We start from the raw sequence: 17,995 nt of genomic DNA, 5'->3' as shown, positions 1-17,995 counted from the left end.
GGGGTGCCTTGGTGGGTGGTCAATGCTGGAGTGGGGGTGGGGAGTGTGCCCGGTCGAACAGCAGTAGCCAGGCGTTGCGGTGGGGCCAGTGGGTGGGCAGGCGCAGGGTGGTGCGGCGTGCTTGGCGGGTGAGTTGGGCGGCCACGGTGATCAGGGTGCGGCGCAGGGTGGTGGTGTGGGCGCGGGCGAAGCGTCCGGTGGCCAGGCAGCCGGTGGCGCGCAGGAGGTTGTGGGTGATGGTGGCCAGGATCAGCCAGGCGGCGTTGGCGATGAAGGCGTGTGACGGGAAGTGGGTCAGGGTGCTGGTGGCGAGTTGGCCCAGGACGTGTTCGATGCTGCCGGCTCGTTGGCGGTGGCAGGCCTCGGCTTGGGTCTTTTCGAGTGGGGAGTTGGTGAGGATGGCGTGGTAGCGGTAAGCGGGGAATAGTGGTTGTTGGTCGGTGTGCGGGGTGGTGATGGGCACGCGGCGCACGATCAGCCGGAGGGTGGCTGGTCCGGTGGGGTGCCGGGTGATGTTGGTGAGAACGGTCAGGCTGGTCTCGGCGATCTCGGCGTGGGTGATCAGCTGCCCGGTGTCCTGGTCGCGGATGGGGGTGGCGAAGGTGACCGGTTGCCAGTGTGGTTCGGGGATGTCGTGGATGGCGGCGGTGACGTTGCCGCTGTGGCGTGCGGTGATGGAAAACCATGCGCCGGCCGTGATCACCTCGGTGATGACCTCGCCGTTGAAGAACGCCGAGTCCATGCGTACCAGGATGGGGCCGGTCGCGCCGCAGGCTCGGGCGGTGGTCAGCGAGCGGCGCAGCAGGCTGGCGGCGTTGCGGGCGGAGTGGGCGTTGCCGCCGCGTAGCCGGCTGTCGAGGATCACCGGAGCGGCCAGCGGGGTGCCCAGCGTGATGAGTTGGTAGTCCAGGCCGAACAGGTTCTTGTGCCCGTACGCGGCACCTTGTTTCTTGCTGTGCACCTGCTGGGTTTTGGAATCCATGTCCACAAAGGCCAGCTGATCGACGCCGGGCAGCAGCGGGGTCTGGGCGGCCAGCCTGACCAGCACCCCGTGAGCCACGTGCTGCAACTGGGTCAGGTGACCGATGCCGAAATACCGCAGGAAGCTGCCCAGCGTGGACGGTGCCCTGATACCGTCGAACAGCAGCGGCAGCCCGCCATGGCGGATCACGTCCAGATCGTCGATCGAGTCCGCGCCACAGACCATGCCCGCCACGATCGACGCGATCTTCGCGCCGGCGTTGGCGCCGATCGAGCCACCCAGCCGGACATGCCTATCGGCCAGCTCAGACAGGCCCGCATCCTGCGCTAATCGCATCGCCGGCACCAGCCCGGCCTGCGACACCAACGTCGGATGGTCGAACCTCGCGTCAATCCCACCACGGGTATGCGATGCTTTCACTTAACAGGTGCCCTCTTCTGTGATGGCTTGTTCCCTAGACAAGAACAATCATCCCAGCTCAGAGGGCACCTGCCCGTCTACGACATACCCACCACCAACACATTCACCGGTGGATCAGGGTTAGAACCCGGATAAACACTCACGAGGGGGTTTTGGGGGATGCCGGAACGGTTGTCAGGCGGTCGATCGCGGACGGCGTGATCGTGGACAGGAACGGCACGAGCAGCGCCGCGCAGAGCATCCCCGCGACAGCGAAGACCCAAGTCGTGCCAACGGTTTCCACGATGACCGCGGCACCGGCGATGGCGACGGGCCTGCTACCCAGGCCGATCAGACGCCCGGCCGCCGAGACCCGGCCGAGCAGTTCGTCCGGCACGATCCGTTGCCGCAGCGCGGCCACGGTCACGTTCCACATCCCGCTGCCGAAGCCGCCGAGAAACGTTGTGGCGCCGATGATCCAGACGTTCACGGTCAACGCGGGCATGCCGAGCATGACGGTCGTCGTGATCACGTCGGTGAGCAGGACGTTGCGGGTGCCCAGAACTCGCTGGACACGGTCGGCGGCCAACGCGCCGAGCACGCCACCGACGGCCAATGTGGACAGCAGGATGCCGAATCCCGTGGTGCTCAACCCCACCGGGCCCGGTTCGACGACATGGATCACGAGCACCGCCAGCCACGCGGCCCACGCCCCCGCCATGACGCACACCATGATCGCCAAGTCGCGCAGGAACTTGTGCCGCCACAGGTAGCGCAGTCCCTCGGCGATGCTCGGCCAGATCTTCGCCGTCGGCCGCTCCACCGGCCGGAACTGCCCGCGCATCAGCAACAGCGCTCCGGCGGCTAGCAGGTACACGCCGCCGATGCTGCTCATGGCCACCACACCACCGACCGCGACGAGGGCGCCGCCGAGCGGCGGGCCGACGAACTCGTTCAGCGCCGACTCGGTGCCCTTCAGCCGGGAGTTGGCCCAGGTCAACCGGTCGGGCTCGACGACCGTCGGCAGCATCGCCGCGCCCGCGAGGTCGGAAACGATCTCGCCGACGCCGAGCAGAAAAGCGATAGTGTAAAGCACGACGAGCGGATGCGCGAAGTGAAACAGGCTGAGCGCCAGGACACCGCACGCGATCGCGCGCGCGATATTCGCGACCAACATCAATTGTCGGCGATCGGCGCGGTCGACCAGCACACCGATGATGAGCGTGCACAGCAGCTGCGGCATTGTCTGCGCCCAGCCGACACCTACGACGAGTCCCGGCGATGGGGCGATCTGCAATGCGATCAATGGCAGGCACACGATGACAAGACCGTCGCCGAGATTGCTCGCCGCGGTCGCCGCCCACAATTTCGGGAACTGATGATACCGCATGTGACCCCCGACCGCCCGACGACGCCGGGAATGGCGCCGCCGAGCGATTCACATGATCAGCACAAAAGTGCGCACGTCGCACGCGTGAATGTCTGTTCACCGTGCTCACGGATGGTGTGCGCGAATGCCGCACGCGCGTTCGCGGGCGCGGGCACGGTCGCGGCCAGCTCCAGGTCGACGCTGCCGAGCAGGGCCCGGACCTGCTCACCGACGCAGTGCACGCCCTTGTTGGTCAGGATCGTGTCGGCCAGCCGGCCGTTGAGCCCGTCGAGCGAGTCCCCAGTCCAGGTCGACACGCTGTAGTTCTTTCCGTCGACCTGTTCGAAGAAGCGGACGTTCGCCCGGCCCTCGCTTTCGGTCAGCAGGACGAAGATCCGGCGGTCGGACAAGGCCATGTCCTGATTGTCGATCTTGTGCAGAATGGACGCCGGGTCGCCGTAGAAGTCATGCACTTCCGGGGTCCACGAAAACACCGTGCAACCTGGTGCCAACTCGGTTTCGGTGATCTGTTCGGGTTGGGTGATCATCAACGCGATTCCTCCCCTGGATACCTCCACGAGAACTTGTATACCCTATATCGCCCGTCACATCTCGGAACGATAACCAGATATTAACCGTTCAACACTTCCTGCGCGACCGCAAACGCGCGGTTCGCGGTGGGCACCCCGGCGTACAACCCCACTTGGAGCAATATCTCGGAGATCTCGTCACGCGTGACACCGTTTTTCAGCGCGGCCCGGATATGCATGGCGAGTTCGCCTTCGTGCTGCAGAGCGGCGAGCAGGGCGACGGTGATCAGGCTGCGGTCCCGCCGCCGCAGGCCCGGCCTGCTCCAGATGTCGCCCCAGGCGTTGCGGGTGATGTAGTCCTGGAAATCCCGCGTGAAGTCGTCCGTCCGGGCGATGGCGCGGGCGACGTGCTGCTCCCCCAGCACCTCGCGGCGGACCTGCATGCCCTGCTCGTACCGTTCCTCGTCGTTCATGAAGGCAACAGTAGGCAGCTGTCGCCGAATTCGTGCCACAGGTAACCCTTTCGGGACGCCTCGGCGTAGGCGGTGCCGACCAGCTCCGCACCGGCCACTGCCTGCAACAACTGCAGGTGGGACGCGCCGGGCGCGTGCCATCCGGTGATCAGTCCGTCGACGATCCGGGCGGGTCGTTCCGGGCCCAGCACCAGGCCGGTCCACCCGCCGCCACCGTCCGGTGCGGACTCCAGGGCCCGGGTGACCGTCGTGCCCACAGCGATCACGCGGCCACCGGACGCACGGGTCATCCGGACCAGGCGTGCGGTCGATTCGGGGACGTGGAACCGTTCGGGCAGCGGCGGCTTTCCCTCCTCGATGGACGAAACCCCGGTGTGCAGGGTGATCGGCGCGAACAGCACTCCGGCCGACACCAGGGATGTGACAAGCTCGACGGAGAACGGCCGACCGGCACTGGGCATCTCCGCGCTGCCGCTGTCACGGGCGAAAACCGTCTGGTAGTCGGCGATCGGCCACTGCCGGGGAACGTAGGAGTACTTGATCGGCCGCCCGAACCGGGCGAGCAGATCGGGCACGTCCACCGAGACGCGCGCCCGCCATAGCCTTCCCGGCACGTACGGCGAGACCAGCTCCAGTTTGCCGACAGGCAACTCGATCTGTTGCCCGGCAACGCCTTCCGTTCCTTCGGGCCGCAGCTCGACGACCCAGGACCCGTCGTCGAGCCACGTGGAGAAGTGCACGGTCAGCTCACCGTCGACGGCTGCCGCCATCGTCGCGGAGTTGTTCACCACGACCAGGTCGCCGGGCCGCAGGAAGCGTTCGAGGTCCGAGAAGTGCGCATGCGTCACCCCCGACGGGCGAGCCACGAGCATGCGGACACCGTCCCGGGCAACACCATGCGCTTCCGGCGGCTCCACGGCCGAGATCATCATTTCGTGTACCGCCCGCTCGGCGGCCGCTCGTCCAGCAGGCGGAGCAGCGACGGGACGACCGCCGACGGTTCGGGCCGGTCCGAGATGTCCTCGCCCGGGAACGCGGCCTGGTGCATGTCGGTCCGCATATCACCCGGGTCGAACGCGTACACCCGCAGTGACGGGTGTTCCACGGCGAGCACGGCACTGAGCCGGTCGAGCGCCGCTTTGCTGGAACCGTAACCGCCCCATCCCTCGTAGGCTTCCACGGCGGCGTCCGAGCTGACGTTGACTATCGTACCGTCCACTGTGGTCAATGATGGCAGCGCCAATTGAGTGAGCGCGAGCGGTGCGACAACATTCGTTTCGTACAAGTCGACGAAGTCGCCGAGTGGATAGTCAGCCAGCCGGGGCAACGGACTGGGCCCGAGCGCGCTGGCGTTGTTCACCAGAAGGTCCAAACGGGACACTGAGCCGACGAGCGCCTCGCGGTGCGCCGGATCGGTGACGTCACCCGGTATCACGGTGACGTTCGAGCCGAATCCGGCCGCCTTCAGGGCTTCCGCTCCGCGTGCGTCGACCACCAGCTGCCAGCCCCGCGCGGACAAAGCGTGTGTGAGCGCCCGGCCGAATCCCTTGGACGCCCCGGTGACGATGGCGACAGGCATGTGACTTCTCCTTGCGTTCCAATCCCCCTGGCTGTCATCCTGATAGTTCAAGTGAACTTGAAGTCAAGGGGGACCATGCACACCAGGGACCTGCTCGGCGTCGGTGAGGTGGCCCGGCGCAGCGGCTTCGCACCGTCGGCACTGCGGTACTACGACAGCCTCGGCCTGATCAGCTCGACGCGGACCACCGGCTCCCAACGCCGTTACGAACGAGGAGTGCTGCGGCGCCTGGCATTCATCCGTGCCGCCCGCAACGTGGGCCTGTCGCTCGACGAGATCGCGGCCGCACTCGCCACGCTGCCGCAGGGCCGGACACCGACCAAAGCGGACTGGACCAAGCTGTCCCGTGGCTGGCGCGAGCGGATCAACGAGCAGATCCAGGCCCTGGAGTCGCTGCGCGACAGCCTCGACTCGTGTATCGGGTGCGGGTGCCTGTCCCTGCGGACGTGCTCGTTCTCCAACCCGGGTGACGAGCTGGCGACCCGCGGACCGGGAGCCGGTTACCTACCGCGACGGCTGCGTGCGGCCGACACGGCATAAGGTGGCAGACTCCCGCCCATGGAATACCAGCTCAAGGCCGAGGTCGCCCCGCCGGCGGGCACCCCGGAACTGGACGCACTGCACCGCCACGGCGTCGTGTCGCTGCTCGACGAGCAGCTTGACCTGCTGGCCGGCATCGAAGGACCCGACGGTGTCGAGATCGAGCCGCTCGATCACGAGGTGTCCGCCCACCCGGGTGGCGCGTCGATCAAGTGGCTGGTCGAGGCTCCGGCGCTGGCATTCGCCGAGGAGGCCGCCCGGACCGTGCTGACCGAGCTGCTCGGGCGCACCGAGCTGCTCGCCGACTGGACGGTCGGGACGTGCGAGGTGACCGTCAGCGACGAGGACCTGGAGACCGCGCTGGAGGAGGAGCCGGTCGAGGAGGAACTCGAACTCGCGCAGGACGAGGTCGAGCTGATCGAGTTGTCCGAGGAGGAGCTGGACGAGCGGCGTGACCTGCTGGCGGCCGCGTCCGAACTGGTGACGGCGCTGGGCACGGACTCGTTCGGCACCGAGGACGGCGTCACGCCCGAGCAGGCCCAGCTGGTGGCCGGCGCGCTGGCCGAGGCGGTCGTCGTGGTGATCGACGAGCTGTTCGACGACGTCCAGGCGCTCGACGAGGACGACACCACGGCCGACCAGCACGACGAGCTGCTGGTGCTGGACGAGCTGCCGAAGGCGTTCGCCGACCAGTACTCGGCCTGGTTCGCCAAGCGGTTCCTGATCGCGACGGTGATCGTGGGCGAGCGGCTGACCGAGGACGAGTGGCGCTCCCCGACCAACGCCGCCGAGGCGCTGGCCCTGCACGTGCTCAAGGGCCGTGCCCGGACCGAGCTGGTCGCGTCCGGCCTGCTGGACGAGGACACGCTCAAGCGCGCCTTCGCCGCGTTCGACTCGACGGCCTTCGACGACCTCGAGCACGAGGCGCTGTACGCGGACGACGCGGAAGGTTCGGTCGTGGACTGGCTTCCGGCGATCGCCAAGGCGTAGGTTTCTGGTCCGGTCCGGACGCCGAGTCCGGACCGGCCGGGTCGTCGTTCTCCTCGGGAAAGGGGATCGAGTGCGCTACATGTTGTTGATCTACGACTGCCACCGCGAGCAGATGCCGGACCGCTACGACGATGTTCTGGCGTACGTCGAGGATCTGAAGGAGCGCGGTGTGTTCCTCGCGGGCGACCCGCTGCACCTGCCGGACACGGCGACGACGGTGCGGGTGCGCGACGAGGAGACCCTGATCACCGACGGGCCCTTCGCCGAGACCCACGAGCAGCTCGGCGGGTATTTCATCCTGGACTGCAAGGACCTGGACGAGGCGATCGAGCTGGCGGCCCGGTGCCCGCTGGCCGAGCTCGGGTCGATCGAGGTCCGGCCGGTCCTGGAAGCCGACTACCGGTAGATGCACGCCGTCGAGCAGGTGTTCCGGGACCATCGGACCCGGATGCTGGCGGCGTTGACACGGGTCCTCGGCGATATGGAGCTGGCTGAGGACTCGTTGCAGGACGCGTGCGCGCAGGCGTTACGCACCTGGTCGGACGTGCCCGACGATCCCGTGGCGTGGCTGGTGACCGTGGCCCGTAACCGGGCGATCGACCGGATTCGGCGGGCCAGGCGGGCGCCCGCTCACGTGGTGGCCCCGGTTCCGGAGCACAGCGAGGACACCCTGCTGAACATCGGCGACGAGCGGCTCGCGCTGATCTTCACGTGCTGCCACCCGGCGTTGTCCCTGGAAGCCCGCGTGGCGTTGACGTTGCAGGCGGTGGCGGGCCTGACCGCGGCGCAGATCGGCCGTGAGTTCCTGGTGCCCGAGTCCACCATGGCGCAGCGCCTGGTGCGGGCCAAGCGCAAGATCAGGGACGCCGGGATCGCGTTCGCCGTACCCGCTGATCATCAACTGCCGCACCGCCTTTCGGCCGTGCTGGCGGTGGTGTACCTGGTCTACACGCAGGGCTACACGGCCGCGGACCGCATGCTGGCGGCCGAGGCGATCCGGCTGGGGAAGCTGATCGCGTCGCTGATGCCGGACGAGCCCGAGGCCCTCGGTCTGCTGGCGTTGATGCTGTTGCAGGACTCCCGGCGCGACGCCCGACGGACACGATCGGGTGATCTTGTCCTGTTGGCGGACCAGGACCGCTCGCTCTGGGACGCTTCGCAGATCGCGGAAGGAATCGGGATTCTCGATCGCGCGCTCCGGCACAAGAGACCTGGGCGGTACCAGTTGCAGGCCGCGATCGCCGCCGTGCACTCGCAGGCTCCGTCCGCACAGGACACGGACTGGCTACAGATCGTCGCCCTGTACACGGAACTGGCCTCGCGGTACCCGACCCCGGTGATCAGGCTGAACCTGGCGGTGGCCGTGGCGATGGCCGACGGACCGGAAACGGGCCTGAAGCTGATCGACTCCATCGAAGGCCTGGACAAGTTCCACCTGATGCACTCGGCGCGGGCGGATTTGTTGCGCCGCTTGGGAAGGACTGAGGAAGCGGCGGACGCCTACCGCCGGGCCCTGGCACTGGCCACAGAGGACTCCGACCGCCGCTTCCTCGAATCCCGCCTGGCCAACCCCTAGCCGTGTCCACCATTCCGGCACAGTGTGTCCACCATTCCGGCACCATGAAATACACACACCGGCACCATGAGATTCCCTGCCGCCACCCCGACCCGACGACACGGGAATCTCGCGGTGCCGGAACGTGCAACTCGTTGTGCCGGAAAGGTGCACACGGGGTGCCGGAAAGGTGGACACGGCGCTAACCGCGGTCGAGGAACTCCCCGTCCCACTCCGGATTGTCCAGGGTGTTCAGCGCGTCGATGATCTTGCGTTCCTCGTAGGTGAAGTGTGACTCCACGATCGCCTCGACACCGTTGAGTTCCCGCAACGCCGTCGCCTTGTCGGCGAAGTCGACGGAGTCGAGACGCCGCAGCATCACCGTGATCACTTCATGGTCACGGGTGAGCTCGTCCAGCACCGGCCGCAGTTCGGGGAACTGCCGCGCCAGCACCGGAAAGGCACCGCTGTCCTCGCCGGTGTGGTGCTTGGTGATCGCCTGGCAGAAGGTCAGGCAGTGCGCCTGCAACTTCCTGGGCTGGGCGTTGCCGGACTCCAGGTCGGCGCGCAGCCGCGCGAGCTGCTCGCGCAGCCAGTCGTGAACTTCGATGAGTTGAGTGCCAAAGGCCGCGATACGGCTCTTCGAATCCAACGTTTTCCCTGTGGTACCACGCCTCCATGTCCTCGGCGGTCTCTTTGCCGGGTACACCGCGACGCTGGCGGAGATCAGATCATCGAACAGCCGGGTCCGTCAAGTCCTACGGCTCGCAGTCGATCCAGACGACCTCACACGAGTCACCGAAGAGGAAACTGACCGAGTCCATCGAGCTGAGGTGCCCGGACATGCCCGGTTCGACGGAGTTCACCTGGACTTTGTCCTCGTGCGCGAGTCCCCAGGCGATGATCTTGCCGTTGAACCCGCCGTCGCCGGGCAGGATCTGGCACAACGCGAACCGGCGGGGCGGATTCGCACCGGCCGCCGCCCGGAGTTCCTCGAACACGTCTTCACGAGTTGGCATGGAAGTACTGTGGCACAAGGGGAAATTGTCCCAGCACCTGAAACGGCGACCCCGATCGTGTAGTGGCGGGCGCCTGTCCCAAGCCGGTGCACTGGAAGCATGAAGTACACACGGGGCACTGCCCGGATGCGCGGCCTGGCAGCGGAACTGAAGGCGCTGCGGACGGAAGCGGGACTGAACACGCGGGATGCGGCGGCCCGGGCGGGCCTGTCGGCATCGACGCTGAACCGGATAGAGCTGGGAAACCGCGGGATTCAAGTGGTGGACATGGTGGCGTTGCTGGTGGTCTACGGAGTGACGGGAGTGGAGCGAGAACGTTTGCTGACAATGGCGAGGGAGGCCAGCCAACCCGGCTGGTGGGAAACCTCCGGAGCCAGGCTCCCGAAGGAGCTGCCCGCGCTGATCACCTTCGAGTCGGAAGCCGCCCGGATCGTTGAGGTGTCGCTACTGCGAATTCCCGGCCTGCTCCAGGTACCCAGCTACATCCGCGAAATACTGACATCGGCCGGTGTCACCGGTTCCCACCGGGAGGCGATGGTCTCAGCGCGGCTCGGCCGCCAAGCCATTCTGACCCGGCCGACCCCGCCGCGGTACCTGGCGATCATCGATGAGGCCGCGCTGTGCAGACCAGTCGGAGGTGGCCGGGTGATGGCCGAGCAACTCCGGCATGTCATCGACCAGGTCAGCTTGCCCAATGTCGATGTGCGGGTCATCCCGTTCGACCGGGGTTCTCACACCGGTCTCGATGGCACCTACGTGACCCTCGATTTCACCAGGGCCCGGTCGATCGTGTACCTGGAGCACAAGCGATCCTCGCTGTTCGTCGACGAGCCAGAGGATGTGGCTCCGTTTCACGAAGCGACCGATATCCTCATGGAGACGGCACTGGATTCATCCGAATCAGTGAAGTTCCTGGCCCGCATGGCAGCCGAATACGACAGAGGCTGAGACAAGATGGATCTTGAAAACGCAGAGTGGCGGAAGTCGAGTCGTAGTGGATCGAACGGCGGCTGTGTCGAGGTGGCCTTGGTTCCCGGCACCGCTGCTGTCCGTGACACCAAGAACCGGACCGGCGGCACCCTCACCTTCCCCGAATCGTCCTGGCACACCCTCACCCACACCTTGACCGGCTGATCGCCAAAAAATCTTCGCCACGGCTGTCGAGTTGGGCCTGACCTGGTCGTCCTTGCGGGTAGTTCGATCAACCCGAGAGGAAAACATCATGTCTGGCGAAGTCAACTGGTTCGAGCTGGCCGTCGACGACACCTCCAAGGCGGCGAAGTTCTACGGCGCCGTCCTGGGGTGGCAGACCCAGCCGTTCGAAGGCCAGGACTACCACCTCGTCACCAACGGCGCGGCCGGGGCGATCGCGCCGAAGTCCGCCGAGCTGCCCGCCAGCCGGGTGTACTTCCAGGTCGACGACCTCGACGCCACCCTCGCCAAGATCGGCGAGCTCGGCGGCAAGCCCGGCGACGCCGCGCCGGTCCCGGGCTTCGGCCGCATCGCGCACTGCCAGGACGACCAGGGCACGTCGTTCAGCCTGTACGAGCAGGGCTGACCTCACTGCCGTGGCTGGTGGGACGAATCGGTCCCGCCAGCCACGGGCCCGGCGAAGAACGTCGTGTCGTCTTCGAACTGCACCGACCACTGGTGGTCGGCGGCGGGCAGGGCGAACGTGATCAGCCGGAGACCGTCGAAGTCCAGGGTGAGGTCCAGGAACTTCGACACCGTGACCGTGGTCAGCGTCCGGCCGTCCAGCTCGGTGATCATGCCCCTGACGTAGTCGCGGTCGTCGCCGCTGCCGACCAGGAAGTCCTGCTCGTCCTCCAGCCGCCACGCGGCGTCGTTGATCAGCACCAGGCAACCGCCCAGTTCGATCATGAGCGACGAGCCCGCCAGCTGGCTCAGCCGCGCGCCCCGCACCGTCCAGCCCACCAGGCCGTACACCCGGTCCAGGCTCATCGGACCGACCACTCGGAGCCCGGGCCGATGTCCCAGACCTCGCCGTCCGGCGACCGCAGCGACCACTGCGGCCAGGCGTGGCTGTCCTCCCTCGCGGTGACCGGGAACACCCGCAGGGCGTAGGTCGAGAACCGGAACGTCGTGTCGAGGCTCGGCGGCTCGATGTCCGTGCCGCGCAGTCTCCGGCCGTTGAGCGCACGCGCACTGGCCAGCACCCTGTCCGCCGACTCGACCCGCCACGCGGGCGAGTAGATCCACACGATCCAGCGGTGGTCGTCCGGCGGCCGGCTGAGGGAGAAGGTGAGCACGCCGTCCTCGCGGACCCGGATCCGGTGGGCGGTCATCCCGCGCAGCCCGGCCGTCCGCGCCAGGACTGGCCCGAGGTCGATCACCTGACCAGGGTCGCACGTGCGGTCGGCTAAGTTTGAGGGGTCATGACACTCACCGAACTCGTCCCCGCCAGCCCTGACCCCGACGCTCTCTTCGACACGTTCGCCACCTGGGCGGCCGGCCGTGGGCTCAGCCTCTACCCGGCGCAGGAAGAGGCGCTGATCGAGGTCGTCTCGGGGTCGAACGTGATCCTGGCCACCCCGACCGGATCGGGCAAGAGCCTGGTGGCGGTGGGCGCGCACTTCACCGCCATGGCCGAGCGGCGGCGCAGCTTCTACACCGCGCCGATCAAGGCCCTGGTCTCGGAGAAGTTCTTCGACCTGTGCGAGGTCTTCGGCGCGGAGAACGTCGGCATGATGACCGGCGACTCCAGCGTGAACGCGGGCGCGCCGATCATCTGCTGCACGGCCGAGATCCTGGCGAACATCGCGCTGCGCGACGGCGCCGAGGCGGACGTCGGCCAGGTCGTGATGGACGAGTTCCACTTCTACTCCGAGCCCGAGCGCGGCTGGGCGTGGCAGGTTCCGCTGCTGGAGCTGCCCAAGGCGCAGTTCGTCCTGATGTCGGCGACGCTCGGGGACGTCACGCGGTTCGAAAAGGACCTCACCCGCCGTACCGGACGGCAGACCACAGTGGTCAGTTCGGCGCAGCGACCGGTGCCGCTGTTCTACAACTACGCGATGACTCCGATGCACGAGACGTTGGAGGAGTTGCTCTACACCAACCAGTCGCCGATCTACGTCGTGCATTTCACGCAGGCGTCGGCGATCGAGCGCGCGAACGCGTTGATGAGCATCAACGTCTCCACGCGCCAGGAGAAGGACGAGATCGCCCGGCTGATCGGGCGCTTCCGGTTCACCTCCGGGTTCGGCAAGACGCTGTCCCGCCTGGTGCGGCACGGGATCGGCGTGCACCACGCGGGCATGCTGCCCAAGTACCGGCGGCTCGTCGAACGGCTCGCCCAGGCAGGTCTGCTGAAGATCATCTGCGGCACGGACACACTCGGCGTCGGGATCAACGTTCCCATCCGGACCGTGCTGTTCACCGGACTGTCCAAATACGACGGTACGAAGACGCGGCACCTCAAGGCGCGTGAGTTCCACCAGATCGCCGGGCGGGCGGGACGCGCCGGGTACGACACCGTCGGCAACGTGGTGGTGCAGGCGCCCGAGCACGACGTCGAGAACGAGCGCTTGCTCGCCAAGGCGGGCGACGACCCGAAGAAGCGCCGCAAGGTCGTGCGCAAGAAGCCGCCGGAGGGCTTCGTCTCCTGGAGCAAGCAGACGTTCGAACGGTTGATCGCGGCCGAGCCGGAGCCGTTGACGTCCAGCTTCGCCGTCAGCCATTCCATGCTGCTCAACGTGATCGGCCGTCCCGGCGACGCGTTCAAGGCCATGCGGCACCTTCTGGAGGACAACCACGAGGACCGCGCCTCGCAGCGCAAGCTGATCCGCCGCTCGATCGCGATCTACCGCGCCCTGCTGGCCGCCGGTGTCGTGGAGAAGCTCGACACGCCGGACGAAACCGGCCGTACTGTCCGGCTCACGGTCGACCTCCAGTTCGACTTCGCGTTGAACCAGCCGTTGTCGCCGTTGGCACTGGCTGCGATCGACTTGCTGGACAAGGAGTCTCCGAGCTACGCCCTCGACGTGCTGTCGGTCATCGAGTCCACTTTGGAAAGCCCGCGCCAGATTCTCTCCGCGCAGCAGCACAAGGCGCGTGGCGAGGCCGTGAACAAGATGAAGGCCGAGGGCATCGAGTACGACGAGCGCATGGCGTTGCTCGACGAGGTCAAGCATCCCGAGCCGCTCGCCGAGCTTTTGCATGCGGCGTATGAGATGTACCGCAACGGACACCCCTGGGTCGCGGACTACCACCTGGAACCCAAGGCCGTCGTGCGGGACATGTACGAGCGCGCGATGAACTTCGCCGACTACGTCAGCTTCTACCAGTTGGCGCGCTCGGAAGGCTTGGTACTGCGGTATTTGGCTGACGCGTACAAGGCTCTGCGGCAGACCGTGCCGGACGAGGCGAAGACCGAGGAGTTGCAGGACGTCGTCGAATGGCTCGGCGAACTGGTCCGCCAGGTCGACTCCAGCCTGATCGACGAGTGGGAGAAACTGGCCAACCCGGACGACGAGCAGATCCAGCAGCAGGACGACACGCCGCCCGCCGTCACCCAGAACGCCAGGGCTTTCCGCGTGTTGGTGCGCAACGCTTTCTTCCGCCGTGTCGAACTCGCGTCCCGCCGCGACTACTACGAACTCGGCCAACTCGACGCCGCCGACGGCTGGGACTACGAGGCCTGGCAGGAAGCCCTCACCCCGTACTTCGAGGAGCACTCCACGCTGCCCGCCGGTCCGGAAGCGCGCGGCCCGCACCTTTTTGTGGTCGAGCAGCAACCGGAACGCTGGCTCGTCCGCCAGATCATCGACGACCCCGCCGGAGACCACGACTGGGCCATCTCCGGCGAGGTCGACCTGGCAGCCTCGGACGAAGCCGGAACCGCCGTCATCCACATCACCGACGTAGGCAACGACTAACCCCCTCGTGAGTGTTTATCCGTGTTCTAACACCGATAAACACTCACGAGGGGGTTTCTAGGACTGGGGGGTGGGGAAGGCTACTGGGCTGCGGTGTCCGGCCTTGTCGTAGGCTCGGACGCCGAAGAACACGTTGTCCTTGGACAGGTCGACCCTGGCCGTGGTCGTGTCGCCGACGTCGATGTAGTGCGTCCAGTCGTGGGCGGTGGTCTCGCGCCACACGACCTCGTAGCCCGCGAGGTCCGGCTCAGAACCGCGCTGCCACAACAGGTCTGTGTCGTTGGTGAGGCGCGATGTGTTGATACGGACGCCCTTCGGCGTGCCGGGGCCGTTGGCCAACGACCACAGCGCGGCCGCGTTGACCTTCGCGACCCGTGCGATGTAGGGGAAGTCGCAGAACTCCGGCAGGTCGCCGTACTGGACGCCGTTCTCCACCCGGACATCCTGGTGCTGGTGCGCGTAGTTCTCGTTCGGCTCGGTGAACCGGGCCGCCGGGTAGGCCTGTTCCAGGAACGGGATGTGATCGCCGCCGCGCAGATACCTGTCCCTGCGGTAGATCACACGTACGTTCATGCCGGTCGCGTCGTTCACCGCGACACTGCGTACGAACCGTGACAACTGGCGGGAACTGGAGTCGTTCTCGCCGCCGACAGACCGCCGGACATTGGCTTCGGCAGGGGTTTCCGCGGTCGGCACGCCTTCGGCGAACAACCGGACCGTCCTGGGGTCGCGGGTCCCGTCGTCGGCCGTGCTGCTGCCGATGATGTCGTTGGTGAACATGGCCTGGATGTCCGCGCCCGCGGACTTGTAGGTGGTCGCCATGTGCCGGGCGCCGTGCAGGCCTTGTTCCTCGCCCGCCACGGCCGCGAAGACAATCGTGGCCTCCGGGCGTCGTTTCGACATGATCCGCGCCAGTTCCATCGCGACCGCGACACCTGACGCGTCGTCGTTGGCACCGGGCGCGTCGCTGGTGAAGTCGTTCGCGTCGGTGCATCGGGAGTCGTAGTGGCCGGAGACCACGTAGATCCGGTCGGGGGACGTCGATCCGCGCAGGGTCGCCAGCACGTTGGTGATCCGGACGGCCTCCGGAATCCTCGGCGGCGCGGGTTGCTGGATGTAGGACTGAAGTTCGACCTTCATGGTGTCGTTGGCGTACTTGCTCATCTCCGCGAAGATCCAGTCACGGGCCGCGCCGATGCCGCGGACCGGATCGTCCTGCGAGGACAAGGTGTGCCGGGTGCCGAAGGAGGCCAGCTTGCGGACGATCGCCTCGATCCGGCGCTCGTCGATCTCCCGCAGGATCGCCTTCAGCTCGGCGTCCGGTGGCTGCGGCCGGACCGGCTTGCCGGGGCCGCAGCCACCGAGTTGCTCGGCGCCCGCGGGAATGCCGGTCCCCGCCAACGCGGCCGCGGCGACGGATGCGGACAGGAACGTTCTTCTCGTGCCCATGCCGGAGGTCTACGCGCTCGCCAAGGTCAAGTCCAGCCCCGAAAGTTCCCTCTACCGTGAACACGACTGCCCTCATCCACCAATCACAAGGGTGTGAGGACGACGACCGAACTACGGGACGACGGCGATCATCCGGACCTCAGCGGACCCAGGGCCGCTGAGACGTTCGGCTGGCTGTTCGACCGGCACGCCGACGCGCTGCACCGCTACCTGACGCGGCGCGTCGGCGCGGCCACGGCGGACGACCTGCTCAGCGAGACGTTCCTGATCGCGCTGAACCGCAGGCGCAGCTACGACCCGGCCAGAGCGGCCGTACGGACCTGGCTGTACGGCATAGCCACGAATCTGGTCCGCCAGCACGTGCGCGCGGAAATCCGCGCCTTGGAGATGGCGGCACGAGCCGCCGGCGCACGGGTAGTCGTCGACGCCAACCACGACGGCAGGGTCGCCGAACGGGTGGACGCCCAGACCGCGGCCCGGCGGCTGGCCACGGCATTGGCCCAGCTGTCCCCAGGTGACCGCGATGTCCTGCTGCTGGTCTCGTTGGCTGGTCTGGACAACAACGAGGTGGCCGAAGCGCTGGGCATCCCGGCCGGAACCGTGCGATCCCGCCTGCACCGCGTCCGCAAACAACTACGCACCCTCGGGGAGAACAACAGTGACTGACGTGTGGTCCGATGAGGAACTCGACAACGCGATGGCCGCCTTGTACGTGGACACAGCCGTTAATCAGGACGCCCAAGTCAGGGCGCGCGCGAAGCTCATGCGTGCCGCCGAGACCAGGCGGGCTATCCCGTTGGCGGCCGTGGCAGCGTCCGTCGTGGTGGTCACGGCCGGTGCACTCCTGGTGGTGGCCACTTCACCTTCTTCTCCATCAGACGAGATCGCCACCGCACAGTCCAGCGCCGTACCGACACGGCCTCCCGCCACGTCGGGCAGCCAGCACGCACCCATGCCCGCGATGCCGGACCAGCCCCAGAACAGCTTGAACACCCTGGCCACCCGGGTGTCGGAGACACCGCTCGGCCCGGGCCAGTACCGGTATGTCTCGACCCAGACGCTGCGCCGGACGACCGACGAGGGCAAGAGCGGCAGGAAGTACACGTACATGGCCGAATACCGGACCGAGACGTGGATCCCGGCGGACCAGAACCAGATGTGGATGGCCCGCAACCAGACGACGCAGAACCGGCAGTGGATCACAGGCTCGGAGCAGGAAGCCCGTGCGGACGACGTGCGCTTCGACCTGCCACTGGTCACGCCCGACGGCGAGACGCAGGCCCGCTGCGGCGACTTCATGCACACCGAGGGCTGCGCGCTGGTGGGCGCTGTCCGGACATTTGACGGCCCTGTCAAGCCACCTCACGATCCACGGCAGCTCTACTCGTTCCTGGCGGACGACTCAGCCAAGCACTCGGACCCGCCGCTACAGTTCTTCCGAACGGCTTCGCGCCTGCTCGATGTCCAATTCTCCGTGGCCGTGCGGCGTGCCACGCTGCAAGCCCTGAGCCACAACCCGTACCTCCGAGTCGCGGACACGACCACACGGGACAACCGCACGGCGGTCTCAATCGGCATCGAGTACGGAGGCGGCCGCCTGCTGGAAGAGGTACTGCTGGATCCAGCGAACGGCCAGGTGATCGGCGCCCGGACGGTCGCCCTCAAGGACGTGGACGGCGCCAAAGCAGGCGAGCAGATCAGCGACCGGGTCGAGCACACGGCCGTGGCCGACAAGCTGGGCGTCCAACCCTCCCGCTGATCCCGACGCGTCCGGCGGGCGGTGGCTCGCCGGACGCGAATCCGCTGGTCACGACGACGACAAACCCCGCCATTCAGGGGAGCCCTTGATTTAAGTCAACCAGAGGGCACCGACAATCGGCGGCCCTCGCCGGTTCAACGATCCTCGCCGGTTCAGCTACCTCCCGCCAGCTCAGCGAGTCCTGGCGGGTTCAGCGTCCGCCACCAGCTCAACGACCCTCACCGGTTCAACGGCCTCGCCGGTCCAGCTACCGCCGCCGGTTCAACGATTCTCGCCGGTTCAGCGCCGCCGCCGGTCCAGCGTCCGCCACCAGCCCAACGACCCTCACCGGTTCAGCACCGCCGCCGGCCCAGCGACCGCCACCAGCCCAACGACCCTCACCGGTTCAGCACCGCCGCCGGGTTCGGCACTGGGCCATTCTCCGGGATGGCCGGTGTCTGGGCCGTGTCAGGCCTA

General features: G+C 67.2%; 21 protein-coding genes. 10 read left to right on the top strand and 11 right to left on the bottom strand.

All coding sequences use genetic code 11. The features are described 5' to 3' along the window. Positions 1 to 19 precede the first annotated feature (19 nt). From GC106_RS40225 to GC106_RS40200, 6 genes are all read right to left on the bottom strand, one after another. Complete coding sequence (locus GC106_RS40225; protein WP_312872492.1) at positions 20 to 1,402, bottom strand: IS1380 family transposase; 1,383 nt, start codon at positions 1,400 to 1,402, stop codon at positions 20 to 22. Positions 1,403 to 1,541: 139 nt separating this feature from the next. Next, complete coding sequence (locus tag GC106_RS40220) at positions 1,542 to 2,771, bottom strand: MFS transporter (protein WP_173141433.1); 1,230 nt, start codon at positions 2,769 to 2,771, stop codon at positions 1,542 to 1,544. 56 nt (positions 2,772 to 2,827) lie between these two features. Further along, positions 2,828 to 3,298, bottom strand: a complete 471-nt coding sequence (locus GC106_RS40215) for a hypothetical protein (protein ID WP_173141432.1) — start codon at positions 3,296 to 3,298, stop codon at positions 2,828 to 2,830. Between the two features lie 83 nt (positions 3,299 to 3,381). Then, positions 3,382 to 3,753, bottom strand: coding sequence for a 4-carboxymuconolactone decarboxylase (pcaC, locus tag GC106_RS40210; protein WP_173141431.1), 372 nt, complete (start codon positions 3,751 to 3,753; stop codon positions 3,382 to 3,384). Then, a complete protein-coding gene (locus GC106_RS40205; protein WP_312873261.1) occupies positions 3,750 to 4,682 on the bottom strand; it encodes an S-adenosylmethionine:tRNA ribosyltransferase-isomerase in 933 nt (310 codons plus the stop codon). The genes pcaC and GC106_RS40205 overlap by 4 nt, the downstream gene beginning before the upstream one ends. Continuing rightward, a complete protein-coding gene (locus tag GC106_RS40200) occupies positions 4,682 to 5,332 on the bottom strand; it encodes an SDR family NAD(P)-dependent oxidoreductase (protein WP_173141429.1) in 651 nt (216 codons plus the stop codon). The genes GC106_RS40205 and GC106_RS40200 overlap by 1 nt, the downstream gene beginning before the upstream one ends. Before the next feature lie 75 nt (positions 5,333 to 5,407). On the opposite strand from GC106_RS40200, the gene soxR reads away from it, so the two are divergent. From soxR to GC106_RS40180, 4 genes are all read left to right on the top strand, one after another. Further along, positions 5,408 to 5,872, top strand: coding sequence for a redox-sensitive transcriptional activator SoxR (soxR, locus tag GC106_RS40195; RefSeq protein ID WP_173141428.1), 465 nt, complete (start codon positions 5,408 to 5,410; stop codon positions 5,870 to 5,872). An 18-nt stretch (positions 5,873 to 5,890) separates the two neighbouring features. Next, on the top strand, positions 5,891 to 6,862 hold the full coding sequence (locus GC106_RS40190) for a hypothetical protein (RefSeq protein ID WP_173141427.1): 972 nt from the start codon (positions 5,891 to 5,893) through the stop codon (positions 6,860 to 6,862). A 70-nt stretch (positions 6,863 to 6,932) separates the two neighbouring features. After that, on the top strand, positions 6,933 to 7,268 hold the full coding sequence (locus tag GC106_RS40185; RefSeq protein ID WP_173141426.1) for a YciI family protein: 336 nt from the start codon (positions 6,933 to 6,935) through the stop codon (positions 7,266 to 7,268). Further along, a complete protein-coding gene (locus GC106_RS40180) occupies positions 7,269 to 8,438 on the top strand; it encodes an RNA polymerase sigma factor (RefSeq protein WP_173141425.1) in 1,170 nt (389 codons plus the stop codon). A gap of 181 nt (positions 8,439 to 8,619) precedes the next feature. On the opposite strand, the gene GC106_RS40175 is transcribed toward GC106_RS40180, so the two are convergent. Next, positions 8,620 to 9,069, bottom strand: coding sequence for a hemerythrin domain-containing protein (locus tag GC106_RS40175; protein WP_217281548.1), 450 nt, complete (start codon positions 9,067 to 9,069; stop codon positions 8,620 to 8,622). 106 nt (positions 9,070 to 9,175) lie between these two features. Further along, the gene (locus GC106_RS40170) at positions 9,176 to 9,436 is read right to left on the bottom strand and encodes a hypothetical protein (protein ID WP_173141424.1); all 261 of its coding nucleotides are present in this window, start codon (positions 9,434 to 9,436) and stop codon (positions 9,176 to 9,178) included. A gap of 99 nt (positions 9,437 to 9,535) precedes the next feature. On the opposite strand from GC106_RS40170, the gene GC106_RS40165 reads away from it, so the two are divergent. From GC106_RS40165 to GC106_RS40155, 3 genes are all read left to right on the top strand, one after another. After that, positions 9,536 to 10,384 (top strand): helix-turn-helix domain-containing protein, encoded by an 849-nt coding sequence (locus tag GC106_RS40165; RefSeq protein WP_173141423.1) that lies wholly within the window; start codon positions 9,536 to 9,538, stop codon positions 10,382 to 10,384. Between the two features lie 6 nt (positions 10,385 to 10,390). Continuing rightward, entirely contained in the window at positions 10,391 to 10,570 is a 180-nt protein-coding gene (locus tag GC106_RS40160) for a DUF397 domain-containing protein (protein ID WP_173141422.1), read from the top strand. An 88-nt stretch (positions 10,571 to 10,658) separates the two neighbouring features. Next, the gene (locus GC106_RS40155; protein WP_173141421.1) at positions 10,659 to 10,994 is read left to right on the top strand and encodes a VOC family protein; all 336 of its coding nucleotides are present in this window, start codon (positions 10,659 to 10,661) and stop codon (positions 10,992 to 10,994) included. Between the two features lie 2 nt (positions 10,995 to 10,996). Here the strand turns inward: GC106_RS40155 and GC106_RS40150 are convergent, their stop codons facing one another. Together GC106_RS40150 and GC106_RS40145 are read right to left on the bottom strand one after the other, a co-directional pair. Continuing rightward, on the bottom strand, positions 10,997 to 11,398 hold the full coding sequence (locus tag GC106_RS40150; RefSeq protein ID WP_173141420.1) for a ubiquitin family protein: 402 nt from the start codon (positions 11,396 to 11,398) through the stop codon (positions 10,997 to 10,999). Further along, positions 11,395 to 11,790 (bottom strand): hypothetical protein, encoded by a 396-nt coding sequence (locus tag GC106_RS40145; RefSeq protein WP_173141419.1) that lies wholly within the window; start codon positions 11,788 to 11,790, stop codon positions 11,395 to 11,397. Before GC106_RS40145 ends, GC106_RS40150 begins: the two co-directional genes overlap by 4 nt. A gap of 42 nt (positions 11,791 to 11,832) precedes the next feature. Between GC106_RS40145 and GC106_RS40140 the strand changes: the two genes are divergently transcribed. After that, entirely contained in the window at positions 11,833 to 14,331 is a 2,499-nt protein-coding gene (locus GC106_RS40140; protein ID WP_173141418.1) for a DEAD/DEAH box helicase, read from the top strand. Positions 14,332 to 14,388: 57 nt separating this feature from the next. On the opposite strand, the gene GC106_RS40135 is transcribed toward GC106_RS40140, so the two are convergent. Continuing rightward, complete coding sequence (locus GC106_RS40135) at positions 14,389 to 15,780, bottom strand: M20/M25/M40 family metallo-hydrolase (RefSeq protein WP_173141417.1); 1,392 nt, start codon at positions 15,778 to 15,780, stop codon at positions 14,389 to 14,391. A gap of 93 nt (positions 15,781 to 15,873) precedes the next feature. On the opposite strand from GC106_RS40135, the gene GC106_RS40130 reads away from it, so the two are divergent. Together GC106_RS40130 and GC106_RS40125 are read left to right on the top strand one after the other, a co-directional pair. Further along, positions 15,874 to 16,446 carry an RNA polymerase sigma factor gene (locus GC106_RS40130; protein ID WP_173141416.1) on the top strand — a complete coding sequence of 191 codons (573 nt, stop codon included), beginning with the start codon at positions 15,874 to 15,876 and terminating at the stop codon, positions 16,444 to 16,446. Beyond that, the gene (locus GC106_RS40125) at positions 16,439 to 17,539 is read left to right on the top strand and encodes a hypothetical protein (RefSeq protein ID WP_173141415.1); all 1,101 of its coding nucleotides are present in this window, start codon (positions 16,439 to 16,441) and stop codon (positions 17,537 to 17,539) included. The genes GC106_RS40130 and GC106_RS40125 overlap by 8 nt, the downstream gene beginning before the upstream one ends. Positions 17,540 to 17,995 lie beyond the last annotated feature (456 nt).

Origin of the sequence: Kibdelosporangium persicum (assembly GCF_013280595.1) — a bacterium.
Classification (GTDB): domain Bacteria; phylum Actinomycetota; class Actinomycetes; order Mycobacteriales; family Pseudonocardiaceae; genus Kibdelosporangium; species Kibdelosporangium persicum.
The sequence above is the reverse complement of the archived record's forward strand: the minus strand, read 5'-3'. Positions and strand labels throughout refer to the sequence as shown.

What these genes read in the sequence shown, in the direction of transcription:
- GC106_RS40220 (WP_173141433.1), bottom strand. Translation starts at nt 2,771, where the DNA reads ATGCGGTATCATCAGTTCCCGAAATTGTGGGCGGCGACCGCGGCGAGC.
- GC106_RS40215 (WP_173141432.1), bottom strand. Translation starts at nt 3,298, where the DNA reads ATGATCACCCAACCCGAACAGATCACCGAAACCGAGTTGGCACCAGGT.
- pcaC (WP_173141431.1), bottom strand. Translation starts at nt 3,753, where the DNA reads ATGAACGACGAGGAACGGTACGAGCAGGGCATGCAGGTCCGCCGCGAG.
- GC106_RS40205 (WP_312873261.1), bottom strand. Translation starts at nt 4,682, where the DNA reads ATGATCTCGGCCGTGGAGCCGCCGGAAGCGCATGGTGTTGCCCGGGAC.
- GC106_RS40200 (WP_173141429.1), bottom strand. Translation starts at nt 5,332, where the DNA reads ATGCCTGTCGCCATCGTCACCGGGGCGTCCAAGGGATTCGGCCGGGCG.
- soxR (WP_173141428.1), top strand. Translation starts at nt 5,408, where the DNA reads ATGCACACCAGGGACCTGCTCGGCGTCGGTGAGGTGGCCCGGCGCAGC.
- GC106_RS40190 (WP_173141427.1), top strand. Translation starts at nt 5,891, where the DNA reads ATGGAATACCAGCTCAAGGCCGAGGTCGCCCCGCCGGCGGGCACCCCG.
- GC106_RS40180 (WP_173141425.1), top strand. Translation starts at nt 7,269, where the DNA reads ATGCACGCCGTCGAGCAGGTGTTCCGGGACCATCGGACCCGGATGCTG.
- GC106_RS40170 (WP_173141424.1), bottom strand. Translation starts at nt 9,436, where the DNA reads ATGCCAACTCGTGAAGACGTGTTCGAGGAACTCCGGGCGGCGGCCGGT.
- GC106_RS40165 (WP_173141423.1), top strand. Translation starts at nt 9,536, where the DNA reads ATGAAGTACACACGGGGCACTGCCCGGATGCGCGGCCTGGCAGCGGAA.
- GC106_RS40160 (WP_173141422.1), top strand. Translation starts at nt 10,391, where the DNA reads ATGGATCTTGAAAACGCAGAGTGGCGGAAGTCGAGTCGTAGTGGATCG.
- GC106_RS40155 (WP_173141421.1), top strand. Translation starts at nt 10,659, where the DNA reads ATGTCTGGCGAAGTCAACTGGTTCGAGCTGGCCGTCGACGACACCTCC.
- GC106_RS40150 (WP_173141420.1), bottom strand. Translation starts at nt 11,398, where the DNA reads ATGAGCCTGGACCGGGTGTACGGCCTGGTGGGCTGGACGGTGCGGGGC.
- GC106_RS40140 (WP_173141418.1), top strand. Translation starts at nt 11,833, where the DNA reads ATGACACTCACCGAACTCGTCCCCGCCAGCCCTGACCCCGACGCTCTC.
- GC106_RS40135 (WP_173141417.1), bottom strand. Translation starts at nt 15,780, where the DNA reads ATGGGCACGAGAAGAACGTTCCTGTCCGCATCCGTCGCCGCGGCCGCG.